23 protein-coding genes are annotated in these 23,913 nt (G+C 60.2%); 7 read left to right on the top strand and 16 right to left on the bottom strand.

Going from position 1 to position 23,913, the window contains the following annotated elements:
* Nucleotide 1 precedes the first annotated feature (1 nt).
* Both JJB09_RS23295 and JJB09_RS23300 read right to left on the bottom strand, forming a co-directional pair.
* Nucleotides 2-457 (bottom strand): cyclic nucleotide-binding domain-containing protein, encoded by a 456-nt coding sequence (locus tag JJB09_RS23295; RefSeq protein ID WP_201663493.1) that lies wholly within the window; start codon nucleotides 455-457, stop codon nucleotides 2-4.
* Nucleotides 458-477: 20 nt separating this feature from the next.
* Entirely contained in the window at nucleotides 478-1,161 is a 684-nt protein-coding gene (locus JJB09_RS23300) for a response regulator transcription factor (RefSeq protein WP_201663494.1), read from the bottom strand.
* 136 nt (nucleotides 1,162-1,297) lie between these two features.
* Between JJB09_RS23300 and JJB09_RS23305 the strand changes: the two genes are divergently transcribed.
* Entirely contained in the window at nucleotides 1,298-1,846 is a 549-nt protein-coding gene (locus JJB09_RS23305; protein ID WP_201663495.1) for a L,D-transpeptidase family protein, read from the top strand.
* A gap of 1 nt (nucleotide 1,847) precedes the next feature.
* On the opposite strand, the gene JJB09_RS23310 is transcribed toward JJB09_RS23305, so the two are convergent.
* A complete protein-coding gene (locus JJB09_RS23310) occupies nucleotides 1,848-2,378 on the bottom strand; it encodes a SixA phosphatase family protein (RefSeq protein WP_201663496.1) in 531 nt (176 codons plus the stop codon).
* 190 nt (nucleotides 2,379-2,568) lie between these two features.
* Between JJB09_RS23310 and JJB09_RS23315 the strand changes: the two genes are divergently transcribed.
* Nucleotides 2,569-3,399 (top strand): aldo/keto reductase, encoded by an 831-nt coding sequence (locus tag JJB09_RS23315; RefSeq protein WP_201663497.1) that lies wholly within the window; start codon nucleotides 2,569-2,571, stop codon nucleotides 3,397-3,399.
* Nucleotides 3,400-3,407: 8 nt separating this feature from the next.
* Here JJB09_RS23315 and JJB09_RS23320 read toward each other — a convergent pair whose 3' ends face one another.
* From JJB09_RS23320 to JJB09_RS23355, 8 genes are all read right to left on the bottom strand, one after another.
* On the bottom strand, nucleotides 3,408-4,220 hold the full coding sequence (locus JJB09_RS23320; RefSeq protein ID WP_201663498.1) for a class I SAM-dependent methyltransferase: 813 nt from the start codon (nucleotides 4,218-4,220) through the stop codon (nucleotides 3,408-3,410).
* Nucleotides 4,221-4,387: 167 nt separating this feature from the next.
* Nucleotides 4,388-5,797, bottom strand: coding sequence for a 3-isopropylmalate dehydratase large subunit (leuC, locus tag JJB09_RS23325; protein ID WP_201663499.1), 1,410 nt, complete (start codon nucleotides 5,795-5,797; stop codon nucleotides 4,388-4,390).
* A 235-nt stretch (nucleotides 5,798-6,032) separates the two neighbouring features.
* On the bottom strand, nucleotides 6,033-6,266 hold the full coding sequence (locus tag JJB09_RS23330) for a formate dehydrogenase subunit delta (protein WP_201663500.1): 234 nt from the start codon (nucleotides 6,264-6,266) through the stop codon (nucleotides 6,033-6,035).
* Complete coding sequence (gene fdhD / locus JJB09_RS23335; protein ID WP_201663501.1) at nucleotides 6,256-7,080, bottom strand: formate dehydrogenase accessory sulfurtransferase FdhD; 825 nt, start codon at nucleotides 7,078-7,080, stop codon at nucleotides 6,256-6,258. Before fdhD ends, JJB09_RS23330 begins: the two co-directional genes overlap by 11 nt.
* Nucleotides 7,081-7,310: 230 nt before the next feature.
* Nucleotides 7,311-10,190: a formate dehydrogenase subunit alpha gene (fdhF, locus tag JJB09_RS23340; RefSeq protein ID WP_201663502.1), complete on the bottom strand. Its 2,880-nt coding sequence runs from the start codon at nucleotides 10,188-10,190 to the stop codon at nucleotides 7,311-7,313.
* Between the two features lie 4 nt (nucleotides 10,191-10,194).
* Nucleotides 10,195-11,751, bottom strand: a complete 1,557-nt coding sequence (locus JJB09_RS23345; RefSeq protein WP_201663503.1) for a formate dehydrogenase beta subunit — start codon at nucleotides 11,749-11,751, stop codon at nucleotides 10,195-10,197.
* Nucleotides 11,748-12,224, bottom strand: coding sequence for a formate dehydrogenase subunit gamma (locus JJB09_RS23350; protein WP_201663504.1), 477 nt, complete (start codon nucleotides 12,222-12,224; stop codon nucleotides 11,748-11,750). The genes JJB09_RS23345 and JJB09_RS23350 overlap by 4 nt, the downstream gene beginning before the upstream one ends.
* Nucleotides 12,225-12,529: 305 nt before the next feature.
* On the bottom strand, nucleotides 12,530-13,408 hold the full coding sequence (locus tag JJB09_RS23355) for a LysR family transcriptional regulator (protein ID WP_201663505.1): 879 nt from the start codon (nucleotides 13,406-13,408) through the stop codon (nucleotides 12,530-12,532).
* 134 nt (nucleotides 13,409-13,542) lie between these two features.
* Here JJB09_RS23355 and leuD point away from each other — a divergent pair, with 134 nt between their 5' ends.
* Nucleotides 13,543-14,148: a 3-isopropylmalate dehydratase small subunit gene (leuD, locus tag JJB09_RS23360; RefSeq protein ID WP_201663506.1), complete on the top strand. Its 606-nt coding sequence runs from the start codon at nucleotides 13,543-13,545 to the stop codon at nucleotides 14,146-14,148.
* Nucleotides 14,149-14,214: 66 nt separating this feature from the next.
* Here the strand turns inward: leuD and JJB09_RS23365 are convergent, their stop codons facing one another.
* Nucleotides 14,215-15,153, bottom strand: coding sequence for an NAD(P)H-binding protein (locus JJB09_RS23365; protein WP_201663507.1), 939 nt, complete (start codon nucleotides 15,151-15,153; stop codon nucleotides 14,215-14,217).
* Between the two features lie 99 nt (nucleotides 15,154-15,252).
* Here JJB09_RS23365 and JJB09_RS23370 point away from each other — a divergent pair, with 99 nt between their 5' ends.
* Nucleotides 15,253-16,143, top strand: a complete 891-nt coding sequence (locus JJB09_RS23370) for a LysR family transcriptional regulator (RefSeq protein ID WP_201663508.1) — start codon at nucleotides 15,253-15,255, stop codon at nucleotides 16,141-16,143.
* A gap of 6 nt (nucleotides 16,144-16,149) precedes the next feature.
* Here the strand turns inward: JJB09_RS23370 and JJB09_RS23375 are convergent, their stop codons facing one another.
* Together JJB09_RS23375 and JJB09_RS23380 are read right to left on the bottom strand one after the other, a co-directional pair.
* Nucleotides 16,150-16,578, bottom strand: a complete 429-nt coding sequence (locus JJB09_RS23375; protein ID WP_201663509.1) for a metallopeptidase family protein — start codon at nucleotides 16,576-16,578, stop codon at nucleotides 16,150-16,152.
* Nucleotides 16,579-16,803: 225 nt separating this feature from the next.
* Complete coding sequence (locus JJB09_RS23380; protein ID WP_201663510.1) at nucleotides 16,804-17,061, bottom strand: GlsB/YeaQ/YmgE family stress response membrane protein; 258 nt, start codon at nucleotides 17,059-17,061, stop codon at nucleotides 16,804-16,806.
* A 215-nt stretch (nucleotides 17,062-17,276) separates the two neighbouring features.
* Between JJB09_RS23380 and JJB09_RS23385 the strand changes: the two genes are divergently transcribed.
* Complete coding sequence (locus tag JJB09_RS23385) at nucleotides 17,277-18,143, top strand: alpha/beta fold hydrolase (RefSeq protein ID WP_201663511.1); 867 nt, start codon at nucleotides 17,277-17,279, stop codon at nucleotides 18,141-18,143.
* On the opposite strand, the gene rhaI is transcribed toward JJB09_RS23385, so the two are convergent.
* Complete coding sequence (gene rhaI / locus JJB09_RS23390) at nucleotides 18,123-19,412, bottom strand: L-rhamnose catabolism isomerase (protein ID WP_201663512.1); 1,290 nt, start codon at nucleotides 19,410-19,412, stop codon at nucleotides 18,123-18,125. The genes JJB09_RS23385 and rhaI overlap by 21 nt on opposite strands.
* Nucleotides 19,413-19,634: 222 nt before the next feature.
* Entirely contained in the window at nucleotides 19,635-21,734 is a 2,100-nt protein-coding gene (locus JJB09_RS23395) for a bifunctional rhamnulose-1-phosphate aldolase/short-chain dehydrogenase (RefSeq protein WP_201663513.1), read from the bottom strand.
* A gap of 201 nt (nucleotides 21,735-21,935) precedes the next feature.
* Between JJB09_RS23395 and JJB09_RS23400 the strand changes: the two genes are divergently transcribed.
* Nucleotides 21,936-22,745: a DeoR/GlpR family DNA-binding transcription regulator gene (locus JJB09_RS23400; protein WP_201663514.1), complete on the top strand. Its 810-nt coding sequence runs from the start codon at nucleotides 21,936-21,938 to the stop codon at nucleotides 22,743-22,745.
* Between the two features lie 47 nt (nucleotides 22,746-22,792).
* Complete coding sequence (gene rhaS / locus JJB09_RS23405; RefSeq protein WP_201663515.1) at nucleotides 22,793-23,785, top strand: rhamnose ABC transporter substrate-binding protein; 993 nt, start codon at nucleotides 22,793-22,795, stop codon at nucleotides 23,783-23,785.
* Nucleotides 23,786-23,913: the final 128 nt, after the last annotated feature.

Raw genomic sequence — 23,913 nt, forward strand, 5'->3', positions numbered from 1 at the left:
ATCAGCGAAGCTTGTCGGTGGACGATGCTGCGGCGGCGACGAGCCGGGAGAAGTTTTCCCGTAGCCGTCGATCCGTGGCGACGGCGACTTCCGGATACTCCTCCAGCATTCGTCGAAACAGCACCCGGCTGATGCGGATCACTTCGCTCTGTTCGACCGCGGTGGCGGTAAAGTGCCGTTCCGCATCGGTAATCATGGCAATCTCGGTGAGCATGGAACCCGGGCCGGCTTCGCCAAGCAGCTTTTCGCCACCTGTGGCGGCGTGCATGGTCAGCTTGAGGCGGCCCTCGGTGATCACGAAAGCGGAATCTGCCGATGCGCCCTGCCGAAAAAGCACGTGCCCCTTCCCCAGACGCCGCCTTTCGGCGCCGAAGGCAAGCAGGCGCAAGTGCTCTTCCGAAAGGCCTTCGAAAATCGAAAGCTGCTGGAAGAGCGCGATGTCGTCTTTCAGGGCCATCTAGGAGAGTGTTCCGCTCGTCAGGGTATGATCTTGTAACCGCCATTCTCGGTGACGAGAATTTCGGCGTTGGAAGGATCCTTCTCGATTTTTTGGCGCAGGCGATAGACATGCGTTTCAAGCGTATGGGTGGTGACGCCGGAATTGTATCCCCATACCTCTTCCAGGAGTTCGTCGCGGGTCACAGCCTTCTGTCCCGCGCGGAAGAGGTAGCGGATAATTGCAGCCTCCTTCTCGGTGAGGCGGATCTTCTTGCCGTCGCCATCGGTCAGAAGCTTCTGCGCCGGCTTGAAGACATAGGGTCCGACATTGAACGTGGCGTCCTCGCTCTGCTCGTACTGGCGCAGTTGCGCGCGAATACGGGCAAGCAGTACCGCGAATCGAAACGGCTTGGTCACATAGTCGTTGGCGCCGGCCTCTAATCCCAGAATGGTATCGGCGTCGGTATCGTGGCCGGTGAGCATGATCACCGGGCTCTTGAAACCACCCTTGCGCAGCAGCTTCACCGCCTCGCGCCCGTCCATGTCAGGCAAGCCGACATCCATGACCAGCAGGTCGACATGGCCCGAGCGGGCGGTCTGTATGCCTTTGGTAGCCGTCGCTTCCTCGATCACGGAAAACTCCTCATAGAGGCCGAGCTGTTCAACCAGCGTTTCGCGTAGATCTTTGTCGTCGTCGACGAGAAGGATTGTCCGGGCGGTCATATCAGCAAATCTTCCGGTTTTCACGTAACTACAAGATTGGTATGCCAGAATCGTCATCAATAACAAGGGTTCGGCGGCATAAGCCCCCTCTTGGAGATAGTTTTCGCTAAAATGCAACGCAATTAGTTGTGAAAAGATGAGGACAAGTGATTTGCTGCCCCAAGCCCACATCAGAGAAATCGTTGTTCGCGCCGCCCCGGGCAATCCTCGCCGGGCGATCGTGCAGGCGGGTCACCTGACCTTTCCGGCAGCTCTGGGACGCTCCGGCCGCACCTCGACCAAGAAGGAGGGCGACGGCGCAACGCCGATCACGACGATGCGGCTGCTGCATGGATATTATCGGTCCGACCGCCTGATCGCACCGAAGACAAGCCTGGCCCTGACCGCCATCCGGCAAGACATGCTCTGGTGCGATGCGCCGGCCGATGCCAGCTATAACACGCTCGTCCGCGCGCCCTTCCAACCGAGCCATGAGAAAATGACGCGCGAGGACCATCTCTACGATATCTGCCTGGTGATGGACTGGAACATCTCGTCGCGGCAGCGCAATCGCGGGTCGGCCATCTTCTTCCACTTGGCAAAGCCAGACTACAAACCGACCGAAGGCTGCATCGCCATCCGGCTTCGCGACATGCAGCGGCTGTTGCCGTTGCTCGGACCAGACACTGTAGTGCGGGTGTTGTAGCTCAGCCGATCGTTTTCGGTGTCACGAACCGGTCGAGCGAGCCGCATTTGTCTTCGAGAGACGACCAGGCGTCAGCCTTGAATGACAATACCGCGATCGCGCCAGTGGGGAACTTCTCCCTGAGGCGCGACTGGGCGTCGCTATCGTTGTTGGTCATAAGCCGCTTGGCGAGATCTTCCATGCCGGGATTGTGCCCTACAAGCATCAGCGTGTTGACCTCGGGCGCCGTGGCGCGGACGACGGCGAGCAATGCGTGGTCCGAGGCCGCATAGAGATCGGGCGATGTCTTCGTTGGCAATTTCTCCTTGATCGCGAGCGCCGCACGCTGCCAGGTTTCTTGCGCGCGCCGCGCCGTCGACACCATCACGAGATCAGGCAGCAACTTGTGCTTGGCGAGCCAGGCTCCCATGACTGGAGCGGCCTTTCTGCCTCGATCGGCAAGCGGCCGGTCGTGATCGTCAAAGCCTTCCGGCCAGGCGGATTTGGCATGTCTGAAGAGAATGAGGCGTTTATGACGCTTGGTATTGTTCATGATGGGGAAAATCCGGAACCGCTGAAATGAGTGCAGCGCAGGATAACATTATTTTGCACCGCGCAATGTGAATTTTCCGAACCGCGCCTATATGGAGGCAGTGCGCAACACGCGCTTCTGAAACACGTTCGAGTTTCAAAACCTATTCTTCGCGCGCCGGCGCGCAATCCCAAGATACTGGAGAAGACGAATGTCCGAACAGACCTTTATCACGCTCAATGACGGCCACAAGATCCCGCAGGTCGGGCTTGGTGTCTGGCAAACTCCGAACGATACTGCCGTGACTGCTGTCAAGGCAGCGCTTGAGGCAGGCTATCGCCACATCGACACCGCCGCCATCTATGGCAACGAGGAAGGGGTGGGCGAAGGCATGCGCGCCTCCGGCGTCTTGCGTGACGATATCTTTCTGACCACCAAGATCTGGAACGACGCGCAGGGCTACGATTCAACCTTGAAGGCAGCGGAACAAAGCCTGAAGCGCCTCGGCACCGACTATGTCGACCTGCTCCTGATCCACTGGCCCTCGCCCCATCGCGGCCTTTACTCCGAGACCTGGAAAGCGCTGATCCAGCTGCGCAAGGAAGGCAAGGCAAGATCGATCGGCGTATCGAACTTCGGCGAACAACATCTGGATCGGATCATCGCTGACACTGGCGTCACCCCGGCGCTCAACCAGATCGAGTTGCATCCGGATTTCGCCCAGCACGAACTGCGCAAGGTGCATGGCCGGCTCGATATTTCGACGCAATCCTGGAGCCCGCTCGGTCAGGGGCAGCTGCTCGACAATGCTGCAATCGGCAAGATCGCCGGCAAGCACGGCCGTACGCCGGCCCAGATCATCATTCGCTGGCATATCCAGAATGGTCTGATCGTCATTCCCAAATCTGTCACGCCCTCGCGCATCGCCGAGAATTTCAAGGTCTTCGATTTCCAGCTCGATGAAGCGGATCTGGAGGCAATGAGCAAACTCGACAATCCGGACGGTCGAATCGGCCCGAACCCGATGACAGCAACGTTCTGAGCGCTGAGTTAACGAAGCGCGGTGACGATATGGGCCCGGATCCTGCCGGTGATTGGCCCTTGGCCGAAACGCGCCTGCAGCGCTTCGGCCACTTTGCCGGTGATCTCCTCCAATCGCCCGGGCGCGCGCGCCTCGATTTCGCCTCTGAGCGGATTGCCCTGGCAATATCCAGTGGCGGCATCAAGCGCAGACGCAGCAGCACTTTCACATTCGACCGTTTCGATGTGCGGCGAAGAAAAGCCTGCGGCCTTCATGTCCCGGGCGATGGCATCTATGTCATGATAGCCATGCGGCGTTCGCTCCATGAAGCGCGGCGGATCGTCGGGAAACAGCTCAGCCAACGCCTCGCTCGTGACGCTGACGAATTCATTGGCCGCAAGCCTGTCCCAGACGCTGAAGACATAGCGACCGCCGGTAGCCAGCACGCGGCGCACCTCCGAAAATCCCTTGACCTTGTCGGGAAAGAACATCACCCCGAACTGGCAAGCCACAGCATCAAATGATTGATCGTCAAACGGGAGCGCCAGCGCGTCCGCCTGCTTCCAGCCGAACCGGTCATCCGCTGTCTGCCTGGCCATCGCAATATCCAGCATCGGCTGGTTGAGATCGGTGGCGATGACCTGAACCTGCGGATCGAGCCTCGCCGCCATGGCGCGCGTCAGTACGCCGGTCCCGGCGGCGATTTCGAGCACATTGGCTGGCTCCAGTGCCGCCACGCGCGCGGCAATCTCCTGCGCATAGGGCTCGAAGATCATCGGCACCAGGTATTTTTCATAGATTGCAGGGATGTTTTCGGAAAAGATCTTGTCACTCGCGGTCATGCAGCAGCTCCGCAATTGAGTCCAGGCATCAAACCTGGACGGACTGCATGGACTTTACCACAACCCCGTGAACTGCAACAGCATCGCCCCGCCCCCACACTATCGATGGCCTGAACGCGGAAAGGCCGCCAAAACGGCGGCCTCCCATCAACAATAGGTCGGGCAGGTTACTGCCAGTCGCGGATATCGACGAAGTGACCGGCAACCGCCGCGGCTGCGGCCATGGCCGGCGACACGAGGTGTGTGCGGCCCTTGAAGCCCTGGCGGCCTTCGAAGTTGCGATTCGAGGTCGAGGCGCAGCGCTCGCCCGGCTTCAGCCGGTCGTCGTTCATGGCCAGGCACATCGAACAACCCGGCTCGCGCCATTCAAAGCCTGCTGCCTTGAAAATCCTGTCGAGGCCTTCGGCTTCCGCCTGTTCCTTGACCAGACCCGAGCCCGGCACGATCATGGCGTTGACGGTCGAAGCGACGGTCTTGCCTTCGACGACCTTGGCGACTTCGCGCAGGTCCTCGATGCGGCCGTTGGTGCAGGAGCCGATGAACACGCGATCGATGGCGATATCGGTGATCGGCGTGCCCGGCTTCAGGCCCATATAGTCGAGCGCGCGCCATTTGGACGTGCGCTTGTTTTCGTCAGCAATATCGTCCGGGTTCGGCACGACCCCCTGCACCGAGATGACGTCTTCCGGCGAAGAACCCCACGAAACGATCGGCGGCAGGTCGGCGGCGTTGAGCACCACGACGCGGTCGTAATGGGCGCCTTCGTCGGTGTGCAGCGTCTTCCAGTATTCGACGGCCTGATCGAGTGCGGCACCCTGCGGGGCGCGCGGCTTGCCCTTGATGTATTCGAAGGTCTTTTCGTCGGGCGCGATCAGGCCGGCGCGAGCGCCGCCTTCGATCGTCATGTTGCAGACGGTCATGCGGCCTTCCATGGACAGCGCCTGGATCGCTTCCCCAGCGAATTCGATGACGTGGCCGGTGCCGCCAGCGGTGCCGATTTCGCCGATGATCGCCAGGATGATGTCCTTGGCGGTGACGTGCGGCGGCAATTTGCCGTCGACGCGCACCAGCATGTTCTTGGCCTTCTTCTGGATCAGCGTCTGAGTAGCGAGCACGTGCTCGACTTCCGACGTGCCGATGCCATGCGCCAGCGCCCCGAAAGCGCCGTGTGTGGACGTGTGGCTGTCGCCGCAGACGATCGTCATGCCCGGCAGGGTGAAGCCCTGCTCTGGGCCGACGATGTGAACGATGCCCTGGCGCTTGTCATGCTCGGAATAGTATTCGACACCGAATTCGGCGGCATTGTTGGCAAGCGCCTCGACCTGAATGCGGCTTTCCTCGTTCTTGATGCCTTCATAGCGATCGAGCGTGGTCGGCACGTTGTGGTCGACGACGGCCAGGGTCTTTTGCGGCGCGCGTACCGTACGGTGGGTCATCCGCAGGCCTTCGAACGCCTGCGGACTCGTCACCTCGTGAACGAGATGGCGGTCGATATAGAGAAGACAGGTGCCGTCAGCCTGCTGATCGACGACGTGGTCGTCCCAGATCTTGTCATAGAGGGTACGGGGTGCGCTCATTGGTTTCACCATGGAAATGCGAGTGATGGTTTTGAAAGTCACGTGGTGCGGCCAACCGCCGCGAGCAAGCCCTTAGAAAAGGTGGGCGGTCGCAAGACCCGAAAGCTCGGCAAAAAACCGCGCGGGCAGGCGCTTACGGTCCTGCAGCACGAAGATATGGCTTTTTGCGCTGTTTTTGCTCATGGCGTCGCCATTAGCATTTTTTACATGAGGGGGCAATGGAGGAGTTGGCGCCTCAATTGGCGCCTTCTTTGACCGCCGGCCGGTTGACCAGCTTGGCCGCTTCGATCACCAGGGGCTGGAGGCCTTCACCACCCTTGTCGACAAGCTCGAAGAACTCGCGGCGCATGCGCGGTTCCCAGAATTTGTTGATATGATTGGCGACACCCTTGGCGCGCTCGGCTTCCGGTTGCGAGTTGAAGAAGATAGCGATCTGGTTTGCCATGCGGGCGAGTTTGTTAGGCTGCATCGGCCTTTGCTCCCATTTTGATCCGGTCTGCACCGGTAAATATTTCATAGTCCTCGCCACGCGCCAGTGCCACGAGCGTCATGCCGGCACGAGTTGCCATGTCGATGGCCAGCGCCGTCGGCGCCGATATGCCGATCAGCACAGAACTCCCGAGCTTGGCAGTCTTCTGGATCAATTCGACCGATAACCGGGAGGTCATGATCACAGCACCTGCCGAACCGGCGATATCATTGCGCGCCAAATGGCCGATCAGCTTGTCCAGCGCATTGTGCCGACCGACATCCTCTCGCACAGCGATCATGCCTTTGCCCGGAATATAGAACCCGGCCGCATGCACGGCACGCGTCTCGGCATTGAGCGGCTGATTGGCGGAGAGCGAAGCCATGGCTTCGGCGATTTCAGAGGGCAATAGCGTCACCGAAACGCTCGTGACGTCGGCCGCCGGCTTCAACGCTTCCTCGATCGATTCCACGCCGCAAAGTCCGCAGCCCACCGGGCCGGCCTTGGCGCGCCGCCGGACGCGCAACGCGCGATCAACATCGTCTTTGAGACGGATCTGCAAATCGATGCCGCCGGAGGCGGATTCGATCTCGACCGCCTCGACCTCATCCATCGATCCGACGATACCTTCCGACAGCGAAAAGCCGATAGCGAAATCCTCGAGATCGGCGGGCGTCGCCATCATCACGGCTTCCGTGGATCCACCATAGGACAGCGCGATCGCAGATTCTTCGGCGACGACGCGAAGGCCTTCGGAGAGAACGCGGTTGCGGAAGACGATTTCCGGCACGCGGCGAGAGCTGGGGATGGTCATGCCGCCTCCGACTGGAGGAAGACCCCCTCATCCGGCCCTTCGGGCCACCTTCTCCCCGCTGGGGAGAAGAGAGAATTCGTGGATTCGCCCGTGCCATGAGCAACCGCTGGCGCACGCAGAATGGCCAATCGAGGCAGGCCGTGACAATGCTCTCCCTCTTCTCCCCAGCGGGGAGAAGGTGGCCCGAAGGGCCGGATGAGGGGGTGGCGCAGCCGATGCGACAATGCTTGCTACTCCGCCGCTTCCAGCTTGCCGACGATCCGGCGCGACTGGCGGGCTTGCTCGTTGTAGTTTTCCTGCCATTCCGACGGGCCGTTGGAGGGCGCCACCTGCACCGCCGTCACCTTGAATTCCGGGCAATTGGTCGCCCAGTCGGAGAAGTCGGTGGTGATGACGTTGGCCTGTGTGTCCGGATGGTGGAAGGTCGTATAGACCACGCCCGTCGCCACCTTCTCGGTGATCTGCGCCCGAAGCGAGGTCTCGCCGGCGCGCGATTGCAGCCGGACCCAATCGCCATCGCGGATGCCGCGCTGTTCGGCATCATGCGGATGGATTTCGAGCCGGTCTTCCGGATGCCAGGCGACATTGCCGGTGCGGCGCGTCTGTGCACCGACATTGTACTGGCTCAGCACGCGACCGGTGGTCAGCAGCAGCGGGAAGCGCGGACCAGTGCGCTCGTCTGTCGCCACATATTCGGTGCGGATGAACTTGCCCTTGCCGCGCACGAAACCGTTGACATGCATGATCGGCGAACCTTCCGGCGCCTTTTCGTTGCACGGCCACTGCACCGAACCCATCTTCTCCAGATAGTCGTAGGAGACCATGGCAAAGCTCGGCGTGGTGGCGGCAATCTCATCCATGATTTCGGACGGATGGGTGTAGTTCCAGGCAAGGCCCATGGCGCGCGCCAGTTCCTGCGTCACTTCCCAGTCGGCATAGCCGTTCTTCGGGCTCATCACCTTGCGGACGCGGTTGATGCGGCGTTCGGCATTGGTGAACGTACCGTCCTTTTCGAGGAAGGTCGAACCCGGAAGGAAGACGTGGGCGTAGTTGGCGGTCTCGTTGAGGAACAGGTCTTGGACGACGACGCATTCCATTGCGGCGAGGCCGGCAGACACATGCTTGGTGTCGGGGTCGGACTGGAGGATGTCCTCACCCTGGATATAGATGCCCTTGAACGAACCGTCGACGGCAGCATCCAGCATGTTGGGAATGCGCAGGCCCGGTTCGTTGTTAAGCTCTACGCCCCAGAGCTTTTCGAAGATGGCGCGGGTCGCATCGTCGGAGATGTGGCGATAGCCCGGTAGTTCATGCGGGAACGAACCCATGTCGCAGGAACCCTGGACATTGTTCTGGCCGCGCAGCGGGTTCACGCCGACGCCCGGACGGCCGATATTGCCGGTGGCCATCGCGAGGTTGGCGATTGCCATGACGGTGGTCGAGCCCTGGCTGTGTTCGGTAACGCCGAGACCGTAGTAGATCGAACCGTTGCCGCCACGAGCAAACAGACGCGCCGCACCACGGATCAGTTCCGGATCGACGCCGGAATATTGCTGGATCGCTTCCGGGCTGTGCTTTTCCTCGGAGACGAACTCGGCCCAATCGGAGAATTCGGACCAGTCGCAACGCTCGCGGATGAAGGCTTCGTCATAGAGGCCTTCGGTGACGATCACATGCGCGAGCGCCGTCATCACGGCGACGTTGGTGCCCGGCAGCAGCGGCAGGTGATAGTCCGCCTTGACATGCGGCGAGGAAACGATCTCGGTCTTGCGCGGATCAATGACGATCAGCTTGGCGCCTTGGCGCAGCCGCTTCTTCAGTCGCGAGCCGAACACCGGGTGGCCTTCGGTCGGGTTGGCGCCGATGACGATGACGACGTCGGTATATTCAACCGAATCGAAATCCTGGGTACCAGCCGAAGTGCCGAAGGCTTGGCCGAGGCCGTAGCCGGTCGGCGAATGGCAAACGCGGGCGCAGGTATCGACATTGTTGTTGCGGAAGCCGGCGCGGATCAGCTTCTGCACCAGATAGGTTTCTTCATTGGTGCAGCGTGACGAGGTGATGCCGCCGATGGAATCGCGGCCGTATTGATACTGGATGCGGCGGAACTCGGATGCCGTATGCGCCAGCGCCTCTTCCCAGCTCACTTCCCGCCACGGATCGGAAATCTTCTCGCGGATCATCGGGTTGAGGATGCGGTCCTTGTGGGTGGCGTAACCCCAGGCAAACCGGCCCTTGACGCAGGAGTGGCCGCGATTGGCCTTGCCGTCCTTCCACGGCACCATGCGCACGAGTTCCTCGCCGCGCATTTCCGCCTTGAACGAACAGCCGACGCCGCAATAGGCGCAGGTGGTGACCTTGGAATGTTCCGGCTGGCCGATCTCGATGACCGACTTTTCCGTCAGCGTCGCGGTCGGACAGGCCTGCACGCAGGCACCGCAAGACACGCATTCGGAGGCCAGGAAATCCTCGTTCATGCCGGCGGAGACACGGCTGTCGAAGCCGCGGCCCGAAATCGTCAGGGCGAACGTGCCCTGTACTTCTTCGCAGGCGCGGACGCAGCGCGAGCAGACGATGCACTTGGCGGGATCATAGGTGAAATAGGGGTTGGATTCGTCCTTCGGCATCCACTTGAGATTGGCTTCGCCGTTGGAACGTGCCGTGACGTGGTTTTCGCCGTCATAGCCATAGCGCACATCGCGCAGGCCGACCGCACCGGCCATGTCCTGCAATTCGCAATCGCCGTTGGCCGCACAGGTCAGGCAGTCGAGCGGATGGTCGGAGATGTAAAGCTCCATCACGCCCTTGCGGATATCCTTCAGCCGGCCGGTCTGGGTGTGGACCTTGATGCCCGGCGCGACAGGCGTGGTGCAGGAGGCGGGCGTGCCGTTGCGGCCCTCGATCTCGATGAGACAGAGCCGGCAGGAGCCGAAGGCGTCCATCATGTCGGTAGCACAAAGTTTTGGAATCTCGATGCCGGCATCCATCGAGGCGCGCATGATCGAGGTGCCCTCAGGCACGGTGATCTCGTTTCCGTCAATGGTCAGCGTCACCATCTTCTCGGATTTGGAAGCGGGAGTGCCGTAGTCGATTTCGTGAATAAGGCCCATGATGTTACTCCGCTGCCTGAAGGGTCGCTGCCGGCGCAAAATCGTCCGGGAAGTGGGTGATGGCGCTCATGACCGGATAGGGCGTAAAGCCACCCAGCGCGCAGAGCGAGCCGAACTTCATCGTGTTGCAAAGATCGGTGGCAAGCGCGAGATTCTTCTCGGGCTCGATGCCGGAGGCAATCTTGTCCATGGTTTCGGCGCCACGTATCGAGCCGATGCGGCAGGGCGTGCACTTGCCGCAGGATTCGACTGCGCAGAACTCGAAAGCGAATTTCGCCTGCGCCAGCATGTCAGCGGTGTCGTCGAACACGGTGATACCGGCGTGGCCGATCAGACCGTCCTTGGCCGCAAAAGCTTCGTAATCGAACGGCGTGTCAAACATCGAGGTCGGGAAGTAGGCCCCGAGCGGGCCGCCAACCTGCACCGCCTTTACCGGACGACCGGAAGCCGTACCGCCGCCGATATCGTTGATGATCTCGCCGAGTGAAAGACCAAAGGCGGCCTCATAAAGACCCGCATATTTCACATTTCCGGCGATCTGGATGGGGATCGTGCCGCGCGAGCGGCCCATGCCGAAATCCTTATAGAACGCCGCGCCCTTTTCCATGATCACGGGCACGGAGGCCAGCGAGATGACGTTGTTGACGACGGTCGGCTTGCCGAGGAAGCCTTCCAGCGCCGGCAACGGCGGCTTGGCGCGCACGATGCCGCGCTTGCCTTCGAGCGAATTGAGCAGCGCGGTTTCCTCGCCGCAGACATAGGCGCCAGCGCCGGCACGCACTTCCATGTCGAAGGCCTTGCCCGAACCGAGAACAGAGGCACCGAGGACGCCGGCTTTTCGGGCGATCTCGATTGCCTCGCCCATGACCAGGATGGCATTGGGATATTCCGAGCGTGTGTAGATATAGCCCTTGGTCGCACCGGTGGCGATGCCCGCGATCGCCATGCCCTCGATCAGCACGAAAGGATCGCCTTCCATGATCATCCGATCGGCGAAGGTGGCCGAATCGCCCTCGTCGGCGTTGCAGACTATATATTTCTGCGGACCGGCCGCATCATGCACGGTCTTCCACTTGATGCCGGTCGGAAAACCCGCGCCGCCACGGCCGCGCAGGCCCGAATCGGTGACTTCCTTGACCACGTCGATGCCGCTCATGCCGAGCGCACGTTCAAGGCCCGTGAGGCCGCCAAGCGATTTGTAATCGTCGAGCGATAGCGGATCGATGATACCGCAACGCGAGAATGTCAGTCTTGTCTGGTTCTTGAGGAACGGCAAATCCTCGGTCAGCCCATGACAGAGCGGATGGGACGCGCCGTCCAGCAGGCCGGCATCGAGCAGGCCGGCAACGTCGCGCGCCTTTACCGGACCATAGGCGATACGACCGGCCGGGGTTTCGACCTCGACCAGCGTTTCCAGCCAATGCATGCCGCGTGAGCCGTTGCGGATAACTTTGGCATCCAGCTTGCGGGCGACAATTTCGGTCTCAAGCGCCTTGGCGACCTTGTCGGCACCCAGCGCGAGCGCGGCGGAATCGCGGGGAACGAAAATCCTGATGGTCATGCGCGCGCCTCCTTGATGAGGGCGGAAAGTTCATCCCGATCGAGGCGTCCGTGAAGCTCCCCATCCAGCTGCGCGGAGGGAGCGACGGAACAGAGACCCAGGCAGTAGACGGGTTCTAGGGTAATCTTGCCGTCCGGCGTCGTCTCGTGCCAGTCGAGATCGAGGACCTTGCAGGCGTGCTCGGCAAGTTCGCGGCCCCCCATCGACTGGCAGGCCTCGGCACGACAGATTCGCAAAGTGTGCTTGCCGGCGGGATGGTTGCGGAATTCGTGGTAGAAGGTGACGACACCATGAACTTCGGCGCGGGACAGGTTGAGCTCGCGGGCGATCAGCGGCAACGACGCTTCGGGCACAAAGCCGAACTCTTCCTGCAACCGATGCAGGATCGGCAACAACGGCCCCTCGAGCGATTTCAGCTCGTTGACGATTGCGAGTGTCTCAGCAGACACATCGTCTTTCACATGGATGTTCACGTGGGCCTCCACCCTTGCTGTGCCTGGCACAATTCCCGCGCGGATCCCGGCAGGAGCGCTGCCAAAGCCGCATTGTACCAGAAATGTCAGGAAGTTTCATGGCGAAACCGGAACCCTGTCGATCTCGCGCATTTCGGGGAATGATGGAGAGGGGGGGATGAAAGGTCAATAATGCGATTTCGTCGATCGATAGAAATTTTCTATCGAACTAAGATCAAACGGGACGCCGCTGGTTTGCGTTGACACGAAAAACAGCTCCACGGCGTCAAGCCTGGCTCCGTTTGCAGTCAATCAAGTCGCTGTATCTATCGAACATTCCGCGCGGCATTGATCAGCGCGGAAACCAGCGGTGTATTGGGGTCGCGCTCCAGCGCGACGACGCCGACGGAATGGCTGGCCTCCGGCTCCATCAGCGGAATGACCGCGACATCATCGGCAAAACCGAAGGAGCGAGCGGCTTCGAGCGGCATGATCGAGGCCCATTTGCCCGTCAGAACATGGGTAAAGAGCACGATCATCGAATTCGATTCGAGTCTCGGCGCGATGGTCACGCCCGCCTCGCCCATGTGCCGGTTGATGATGCGGCGGTTTTGCATGTCCGATGTCAACAGGCAAAGCGGCAGCGTGCTCGCCTCCCTCCAGGCGATGGAGGGGAGTTTGGCCTCTGCGGCAGTTCTGGCGACCACAAGGTGATAGCGTTCTTCGATCAAGGGCACGGCAACCATCCGCCCCAGCGGCTCGTTTTCGAGATAGGTGATGCCGATGTCGGTTTCGAGATTTTCCAGCTGCCCCAGGATCTGCAGCGAGGTCGCCGACTGGATCGAGAAGGTCACATCGGGGTGCTTTTCCTGAAACGGCGCGGTGATCTTCGGGATCAGCGATAGCGCGGTCGGGATAGCGGCGATCCTGACATGGCCGGAAAGGCCGCTTCTGGCAGCGCGCATCTCCTCTTTCATCGTGCGCGCGTCGCCGACGATCCTGCGGGCCCATTCCAGCACTCGCTGGCCTTCCGGCGTCAGCCCCTGATAGCGCGAACCGCGATTGACCAGCATGACGCCGAGCTCGTTTTCCAGTTGACGGATGGCGGCCGAGAGCGTCGGCTGGGTGACGCCGCATTCTTCCGCGGCACGGCCGAAATGCTGCTCGCCAGCGAGCGTGATGAAGAACTGCAATTTGTCGATCATGGCATGCGCCCCGAAACCTTGTCACCTTCAATGGACCGAACTATGGAACCGATGCAAGATTTCCCTTCAAAAAGCTGCCGATCTGCGCTATTGGCGCAGCCACGTACACCTAGTCTACCGAGAAGGCCTGACACATGGACAAGTTCACCACGCTGACCGGCATTGCCGCGCCCTATCCCGTCGTCAACATCGACACGGACATGATCATTCCGAAGGATTACCTGAAGACGATCAAGCGCACAGGTCTCGGCGCCGGCCTTTTCGCCGAAGCCCGCTTCAATGAAGACGGCTCGGAAAAACCAGATTTCGTGCTCAACAAGCCCGCTTACCGCAAGGCGCAGATCCTCGTCGCCGGTGACAATTTCGGCTGCGGCTCGTCGCGCGAACACGCGCCTTGGGCACTTCTCGATTTCGGCATCCGCTGTGTGATCTCCACCAGCTTCGCCGACATCTTCTATAACAACTGTTTCAAGAACGGCATCCTGCCGATCGTCGTCAAACCGGAAGAACTCGAAAAGCTTCTGGACGATGCCGGCCGCGGCTCGAACGCGACGCTGAGCGTCGATCTCGAAGCCCAGGAAATCCACGGCCCGGATGGCGGCGTCATCAAGTTCGATATCGACTCCTTCAGGAAGCATTGCCTGCTGAACGGCCTGGACGACATCGGCCTGACGCTGGAAAAGGCCGCATCGATCGACAGCTATGAAAAGACCGCTGCCACGACCCGTCCCTGGGCATAACGCAAGCATCTTTCTCATTGGACTGATGGCCCGGTTTCCGGGCCATCTGCCTTTGTGGACCCTGTTTCAGGCAATACTCTTGCCTTGGTCCCTGAGTGCATTGCAGATCGCCAGATCGGCCGGAGTCTGTGACAGTTCCCCCATCAGCGCTTTGAACTTTCCGCCGCTGAGCGAATGCGGCGTGTTCCAGAGGTAGCGCATTTCCAGAACCTCCCTGGCCATGCCGTAGAACGGACTCACCAGCCGGAACATCCACCAGGGCACGGAACCGAGCTTCATCCCACGGCCGGTGGCTTTTTCAACAGCGCGCTTGAACGCGGATCCGCTCAGCGTATGGCCCTCGAAGGTGAAGCTGTCGAAGGCGGGCAAGCCGTCGATCCTTTCCGCAAGCGCCACGAATGCGTTGGCAAGGTCAGGCAGGTAGGCGAATGCATGCGGGATATCGTCCCTGCCCGGCCAGACGAAGGTTCCCTTGTCCACGCCCTTGATCATGAACAGATCGAACCACGAGCCGGTGCCCGGCGTGCCGTAGAAATCGCCGGCCCTGAGGATGATCGTCTTCACGCCATTATTCCTGGCCGCTTGCTCGAACGACCTCTCCATCTCGATGCGGATCCTACCCTTGCGCGTTTCGGCTGACTGGCGCGTTTCCGGACCGGCATCGACGGGAATCGCATGACCGAAATTGTAGACGTTGCCGATGAAGAGATGCGGTATGCCATGCGCTTTTGCGGCCGCGATCACATTGGACGCCATCGGCATGGCCTTGGCTGCCCATTGGTCGTAGGGCGGGTTCAGGCCGTTGAAAATCAGATCCGCCCCGGCTGTTGCGGCAATCAGTTGCTCGGCCGAAGAGGCGTCAGCTGCGCGGAACGAGACCTTGCATGTCAACCCCTTGCAGGCACCACTGCGCGTGACAGCAATGACATCGTGACCTGCCGCAAGAAAGGCGCCGGCGACGGCATTCGAAACTCTTCCATTCGCTCCAAGGATCGCAACACGCATGTCATTTCACTCCGCTGGGTGCTTGATATGCGCTCAGCGTAACAAACATTTTTTTTTACAAAATAGACATATGTTCATAGTTATTATAACATTTCTTATATGCGAAATCCCGACTGGAATCTGATCCGCACATTTCTGACCGTTGCCGAATGCGGCAGTTTGCTGGCCGCCGCTTCAAGGTTGCGGCTGACCCAACCAGCCATCGGCCGCCATATCAACCAGCTGGAGGCAGACCTCGAGTTGTCCCTGTTCGTCCGCGGCCGCAGCGGCATGAAGCTGACGGAGGCCGGCCTCTCGCTCGCGGAAGACGCCACCGCAATGCGGGGCGAATTCGACCGGTTGCTGCTCAAGGCCGCGGGTCGCGGCGACCGCGTTTCAGGCACGGTCCGCATCACCGCCAGCCGGGTCGTCTCGATCTATATTCTGCCGCCGATACTGGCGCGTCTGAAGGCGGCCGAGCCGGAAATTGAGGTCGAGCTCGTGCCTGACAATGCTGTCGCCAACCTCTTGGCGCGGGACGCCGATATTGCCGTGCGCATGGTACGCCCCACGCAGAATGACCTGATCGCCCAGAAGATTGCCGACATACCGATGGGCACGTTCGCACATCGATCCTATCTGGAAACGCGGGGGACGCCGCAGACGATCGATGACCTGTCGGAGCATCTGGTGATCGGATACGACCGCGAAGACCGCATGCTTGCGGCGATGCATCAGATGGGACTGGACGCCGATCGCAGCTTCTTCGCCTTCCGCACAGATGACGAGGTTGCCGCCTGGGAACTGGTCAAGGCCGGCGCGGGAATAGGTTTTGCGCAGTTGCATATCGGAACGCGGACCGCCGACATCGTCAGGATTCTGCCCGATCTTGCAATCCCGACCCTGCCCCTGTGGCTCGCGGCCCACCAGGAACTGAACACAAGCCGACGTATTCGTCGGGCGATGGATTTTCTTGCCGGGGAATTGCGCAAGTTGCCGCTTAGCACCTGACGTCCGTCAGGCGGCTGCAACGCTTGCTTCGATGGCCTCGATATCGTCGTCCGAAAGCCCGAAATGATGGCCGATTTCGTGAATCAGGACATGGGCGATGATGTCACCCAGCGTTTCCTCGTTTTCGGCCCAGTAATCGAGGATCGGGCGCCGGAACAGCGAAACACGATTGGGCAACTCGCCGTTTTCGACCGAGAAACGTTCGGTAACGCCGCGCCCTTCAAACAGGCCAAGCAGATCGAACGGCGTTTCAAGTGCCATGTCGTCAAACACATCATCTGTCGGAAAATCAGAGATTTCGATGATCAGATCCTGGCAAAGCGCACGGAAATGTTCCGGCAATTGCCCGTAAGCCTCCCGGGCCAATTGTTCGATCACTTCTAGCGTCGGGGAATATGCGTCCCGCCACTCGTCTGTCCGGTCTATGCTCGCCATGTTCACTCCTGTCGGCCCTATATAGAGAGTCCGATGCAGATTTGCGAGTATGAAAAACGCTGTTGCGCAGGATGTCCAACCATCACTTGGGCAATTGCGATGCCAGGACAGGGAGTGACCCCATCCCGTTTTTGCACCCCTTGCGGACGTTGGCAAAACCGTGGCGAGTACCGCAATTCGGGTCGGAGAGTCTGCCGCCGGACAGGCGGCAGACAAGTTCTGGCATCAGGTGGCGGATTTGACCAGCCTGAGCAACACCAGCAGGATAACTGCGCCGATGGTGGCATGAATGATGGCCCAGACGAAGCCGCCGCCCACGCCGAAGCCAAGCCTCGGAAACAGCCAGCCTGCAATGAACGCGCCAACGATGCCCACCACAATATTGCCGATCAACCCGAAGCCATAACCTTTGACCAGCACGCCGGCGAGCCAGCCGGCGATTGCTCCGACGATAAGAAACACCAATAGACTTTCGATACCCATGTCTGCTCCCTTTAGCGTTGCTGCGAAAACACATTCATGCCTTATCGAACGAGTTGTGTGCCTGTGAGGCGCCCGCCCACGGGCATCTCACGCTGATGGGCTGATGATGTCAATTGAATTCGCTGGCAATTTGGCAGTGTGTACGGCAACTTCCGACAGAATTTCGGCCGATGATCGCGCGTCATTACAGGCAATGAACATGGAGCAGCACAGCAATGACAGACCAGGATGAGCGCCCGCATTTGAAATCTCTTTCGGTTGGACAACAACGATTCGACTATTTCGACGTCGGATCTGGCATGCCCGTTGTTTTCCTTCATGGCGCGCTGGGCGATGTCAGGACATTTGAGCCGCATTGCCGAATGCTCGCAGCACAATGCAGGGCGATCACCTATACCCAGCGCTATTTCGGCACCGCGGATTGGCCCGAAGACGGCCCGCCATTTGGCATCGAGGCGCATGCGCGCGATCTGATCGCCTTCATTGAGGCGATTGATCCCGGCCCGGTTTTGCTGGTCGCCTGGTCATATGCTGGCCATGCGGCGCTGCGCGCGGGCCAACTGCGCCCCGAATTGTTTCGGGCAATGCTGATCTACGAGACGGGTTTCCAGACCTTCATGACCGACGAGCGCGAGATAGCAGCCTTCAAGGCCGATCTGGAACCGATGTTCGGCCCTATCTTCGGCGCTGTGAAAGAAGGCAGGTTGGAAGATGCAGCCAGATTGCTGATCGATGGTTCTGCGGGAGAAGATGGCTATTTCGATCGACAGTCCGAAGCCAGCCGCCGCATCGAACTCGAAAACGCGCCTATGATGCCGCGACTTCTTGCCCAGACGCCACCGCCGAAAATCTCGGCGGAGGATCTGCGGGCATTGCAGGTTGGGATCACCATCGCCTGCGGGGAACGCTCGCGGCCGGCCTACAAGCTGGTTTCGGAAGCGGCGATGCGTATCCTGCCGGGACCCCATCACATGATCCCGGGCGCCAACCACTTCTGGCCGGATGAAAATCCAGAGGCGTTCTGCGTATTGGTGAGGGATTGGCTGGAGGCCGTTGCCCCTTCAGACAATCCCGCCGCCTGATCCCGTCACGGCAGGCCGCTCGCCCGCGATCTTCTGGCGATAGCCTGAAGCACGGTAGGCGCTGACCGGGTTGATCGCGCCCTCCTGTTCGAGCCGCGCCATGGCCAGGATCGGCTCGACGTCGGTACGGAAGGCCTTCTTCAAAGTCTCGTAGGCCATCAGCGCATCGCCGCCTTCCTGGTACCCGCCGAGCGCCTCGCGATCGACGATCAGCGCCTGCGCATAGGCGCGCGACACTTCCATCGCCGACGTCATCAGGCTTTCGATGGGATCGGTGACGTTGTGGCTCTGGTCGAGCATGTGGGCCGGGTCGAAGCCGTCGGCGTGTGAAAGCTCCGCATCAACCAACTCGTTGAAGACAAGAAACAGTCTGTAGGGATCAATGGATCCGGTGTCGAGGTCGTCGTCGCCATACTTAGAATCGTTGAAGTGGAAGCCGCCCAGCTTCTTGAACTGGATGAGCCGCGAGACGATCATCTCGATGTTGACGTTCGGCGCATGGTGGCCGAGATCGACGAGGCAGAAGGCCTTTGGCCCGAGTTCCTGAGCGATCAGATAGTTGCTGCCCCAATCCTGCACCACGGTCGAGTAGAAGGCCGGCTCATACATCTTGTGCTCGGAGAAGATGCGCCAGTCGTCCGGCAAGTGCTTGTAGATCGATTTCATCGCCTCCAGATAGCGCTCGAAGCTTCTGGCGAAATGGCTCTGGCCGGGGAAATTCGAGCCGTCACCGATCCAGACCGTCAACGCCTTGGAGCCCAGCACCTTGCCGATCTCGATGCATTCGATGTTGTGATCGATAGCCTGCTGTCTAGTCGCGCCATTGGCGTTGGAGAGCGAGCCGTACTTGTAGGAGAGCCGCTGCTGCGGCTGGTCCTGAAAGGTGTTGGAGTTCATCGCGTCAAAGCCGAGGCCAAGCTCGTCGCCGCGCTGCTTCAACCCCTTGAGGTCATCGACCTTGTCCCAAGGAATATGCAGCGACACCGTTGGCGTTGCCCGCGTCAACTGCTGGATGACCGCACAATCCTCGAGTTTGTCGAAGATATGGCGCGGCTCGCCCTGGCCGGGAAAACGGGCAAAGCGCGTCCCGCCTGTGCCGACGCCCCACGACGGCACCGCGACGCCATAGGCAGCCACTTTGTCCTTGACCCAGCCGATATCGACGCCCCTGCGCGCCAGCACCTCGCCCAGATGATCGTAGTCGGCTTCCAGCGCCGCATGCACCTTTTCGTTCTCGGCGTCGATGACGCCGTTGGAAATCATCGTCATTCCTATCCCTCCCAAAATATATTGCGGCGAGGATCACCCCCTCATCCGGCCTTTGGCCACCTTCTCCCCGCTGGGGAGAAGAGGGAAAATGCCGTATCGCGGTGCCTCAAGACGAACCCCGGCAGCCTTTGGCGCAGGGTAAATGTAACCTCCCTCTTCTCCCCCGCGGGGAGAAGGTGGCCGAAGGCCGGATGAGGGGGCCTTGCCACTGACTTTCAAATTTCACCGCGTAAACGCCTGCGCATTGCCCGCATCGACATTCAGAATATTGCCGGTCGACTTGGCCGATTGCTCCGATGCGAAGAAATAGATGCCTTCGGCGATATCCTCCGGAAACACCGATAGCTTCAGCATCGAGCGGGAACGATAGTGTTCCTCCAGATCGTCGGTCGACATCTTGTAGGCCGCCGCGCGCTGTTCCTTCCACTCCCCCGTCCAGATCTTCGAGCCGCGCAGGACGGCGTCGGGATTGACGGTGTTGACCCGGATGCCCTTTTCCGCACCCTCGAGCGCCAGGCAGCGAGCGAGATGAATCTCGGCTGCTTTGCCGGTGCAGTAGGCCGCCGCATTCGGCGAGGCTGCCAGACCGTTCTTCGAAGCGACGAAGACTATATTACCGCCGATCTTCTGCGTTTCAAAAATGCGGAAGGCTTCGCGGGAAACGAGAAAATAGCCCTTGGCGAGGATATCGATGTTCTTGTCCCAGAGCGCCAACGTCGTCTCGGTGATCGAGGCCGACGAGGCAAGGCCAGCATTCGACACCAGGATGTCGAGCCCGCCAAATTCGGTAGCGGAATTGGCAAATCCGTCAGCCACCGCCTCCTCGCTGGTGACATTGATCAGCGCGGAACGCACCTGATCGGAGCCGTAGCGCTTGGAGAAATCGGCACTTGCCGCTTCGAGCGCACCGGCATCGATATCGGCCAGCACCACGCAGGCCCCTTCCCTCAGGAAGCGCTCGGCAGTGGCGCGGCCGATGCCGCCGGCACCGCCGGTGATCAACGCCACCTTGCCGGCGAGAGATTTCGGCTTTGGCATGCGCTGGAGCTTCGCCTCCTCAAGCAGCCAGTATTCGATGTCAAACGCTTCCTGTTCTGGCAACCCCATATAGGTCGAGACCGAGGACGAACCGCGCATGACGTTGATCGCATTGACATAGAACTCGCCCGAAATGCGCGCGGTGGCCTTGTCCTTGGCAAAGGTGATCATACCGACACCCGGCACCAGATAGACGACAGCGTTCGGGTCGCGCATCGCGGGCGAAATATCGTGCCTGCAGCGCTCGTAATAGGCTTTGTAGCCTTCGCGATAGTCTGCGACTGCCTTATCGAGGCCGGCAATCGTGCCCGCGACATCCGGATTGGTCGGGTCGAAATCCACCACCAGCGGCCTGATTTTGGTGCGCAGGAAATGATCCGGGCAGGAGGTGCCGAGTGCCGCTAGCGGCTCGAGAGTGTTGGAGGAAACGAATTCCAGCACCGCATCGCTGTCATCGAAATGGCCGACCTTGGCCTCGGCCGCAGAGATCATCCCGCGGATGACCGGCATCAAGGCGCCGGCGACTTTGCGGCGCTCGTCTGCCGGCAATGGCCGGTATTTGTCGCCGCCGAAGACCGGGCCAGTGATTTTTTTCTCGAACCAGCCAATCGCGGCGTTGATGATCTCGATGGTGGTGAGATAGCTTTCTTCTGCCGTATCGCCCCAGGTGAACAGGCCGTGACTTTCGAGCACGACGCCGCGCGCGCCCGGGTTTTCCAGGCAGAATTTTTCCAGCCATAGACCCAACTCGTAGCCCGGCCGCTTCCACGGTAACCAGCCGATCTCGCCGCCGAAGATCTCCTGCGTCAACTCCTTCGAATTCTTCGAGGCTGCAATGGCGATGATCGCATCGGGATGCATGTGGTCGACATGCTTTTTCGGCACATAGGCATGCAGCGGCGTGTCGATCGAGGCAGCGCGCGGATTGAGGTTGAAGGTGCAATGGGGAAGGTAATCCACCATCTCGTCTTCGAATTCGACGCCGCGATAGATGCTCTTCAGCGCATTCAGCTTGCCCATGTAAAGAGTGGCAAAACCATCGCGCTTGATCGTGCCGACATCGCCGCCCGATCCCTTGACCCACATGACCTCGACGGCCTGACCGCTCAGCGGGTCCTTTTCCATCACCTTGGCCGAGGTGTTGCCGCCGCCGTAATTGGTGATGCGCTTGTCCGAACCAAGCAGGTTGGAACGGTAGATCAGCCGCTCCGGCTCGCTCATGCCTGCGGCAAGGGTCTTGTCCCACAGATTGGCAAGGCGCGCGCCTTTTTGCTCAGCGGTCATGGTGCTTTTCCTCCCGGCGTGTTTTATCCCGGCACAAATCTGGCGCGGTCACTGTTGATGACAAAATCACACGGTTCAGCGACGATTGTCAATCACAAACGATCAAATTCAGTCATATTGCAACGCACAATGAAATATATTGATTGTAGATGATTGACACTGCGCGAAATTGATGGAACGTTAAACGCAATGGGAGGAACCATGCACGAGAAAGAGCGCCACAGGATCATCATGTCCGCCGTTCAGGAAAAGCCGGTCGCCACCGTGCCTGAACTGGTGGAACTGACGGATAGTTCCGAGGCGACGATCCGGCGCGACATCGCCGCCCTGCATGTGCAGAAGAAGCTGCGGCGCGTGCGCGGCGGCGCCGAAGCGCTTCACCCGCCACAGTTCGTCGGTCTGGCCGGCAGGCCATTTTCGGTCAACGAAACGATCAACAGCCGTCAAAAGCAGGCAATCGCCCGCGAGGCCGTAGCGCTTTGCGAGGATGGCGATGCCATCATCATCAATGGCGGCACCACGACGTTCCAGATGGTGCATTTTCTCGTCAACCGCCGCCTGCAGGTGTTCACCAATTCGTTTCCGATCGCCGAGCATCTGCTCAAGCATTCCAAGAACACCGTGATGCTGTCGGGTGGGGTGATCTACCGCGAACAGAACATCATCCTGTCGCCGTTCGAAAACGATGTGACGCGCAATTTCTATGCGCAGCGCATGTTCATGGGCGCACAAGGGCTTGGGCCGCTGGGCCTAATGGAGGCCGATCCGCTGCTCATTCAGGCCGAACAGAAACTGATCGACCAGGCCGACGACCTCGTCGTGCTGGTGGATTCTTCGAAATTCAACAGACGTTCGAGCCTCATCCTTTGCGGGCTCAAGCGCATTGCTACCGTCATTACCGATTCCGGCATCGAGGACAGGCATGCCGCGATGCTCGAAGCCGCAGGCGTCAGACTGATCGTCACCGGCGGCGAGACGATGAAATCAGAGAAATCGTCCGCACAGTCCTGATGGAGTGGGCATTGCGGATGGGGGAACGAAACCCAAGGGAGGAAAACATGGGTATTCTGAAGAAACTGCTCGTGACTGCCGCAGTCGCCACCGCAATGATGGCCAATGTGGCCCATGCTGAAAACAAGAAGATCGCCCTCGTCGTCAAGGCGCTCGGCATCGGCTTCTTCGATGCCGCCAACAAGGGAGCGCAGGAAGCCGCCAAGGAACTCGGCGACGTCGACATCATCTATACCGGCCCGACCGATACGACCGCCGAAGGCCAGATCGAAGTCATCAACTCGCTGATCGCCCAGAAGGTCGACGCAATCGCCATTTCGGCAAACGATCGCGATGCACTTGTCCCGGCCCTGAAGAAGGCCATGGACCGCGGCATCACCGTGATTTCCTGGGACTCCGGCGTCGCCCCTGAAGGCCGCGCCATGCACCTCAACCCGTCGTCAAACGCATTGATCGGCAACATGTGCGTGAAGATGGCCGCCGACAACCTGCCCGAAGGCGGCGATGTGGCCATCCTTTCGGCCACCGCGACCGCCACGAACCAGAACACCTGGATCGAGGAAATGAAGAAGGTGCTGCCGAACTACAAGGGCATCAACATCGTCACCACGGTCTATGGCGACGACAAGACCGACAAGTCCTATACGGAAACGCAGGGCCTGATCAAAGCCTACCCGAACCTGAAGGCGATCATCGCACCGACATCCGTCGGCGTCGTGGCAGCGGCACAGGCGGTTGAAGATGCCGGCATGGTCGGCAAGATCAATGTAACCGGCCTCGGCCTGCCCTCGGAAATGGCCGGCCACGTCAAAGCCGGTTCGTCCAAGTCCTTCGCGATCTGGAATCCGATCGACCTCGGCTATTCCGCCACGATGATCTCCTACAACCTGCTCACTGGCAAGGCAAAGGCCGAAGCGGGCGCCGAGATCGGCATGGGCCGCATGGGCAACGTCAAGCTCGACGACAACCGCGAAGGCGCAATGGCCGACCCGTTCGTCTATGACGCCAAGAACGTCGAAGAGTTCGCCAAGATCTTCTGATCTGCAGGACGAAAAGCCTTGCCCCTCACCCTAGCCCTCTCCCCGCGTGCGGGGAGAGGGAACCTGCTCGGCATATGTCGTTCTGCAAGAGCATCCTTCGAGCCTCGAATTGAGGCAATGCGGCGCTC

This window comes from Phytoamicus setariae (genome assembly GCF_016722925.1).
Lineage (GTDB): Bacteria > Pseudomonadota > Alphaproteobacteria > Rhizobiales > Rhizobiaceae > Rhizobium_E > Rhizobium_E setariae.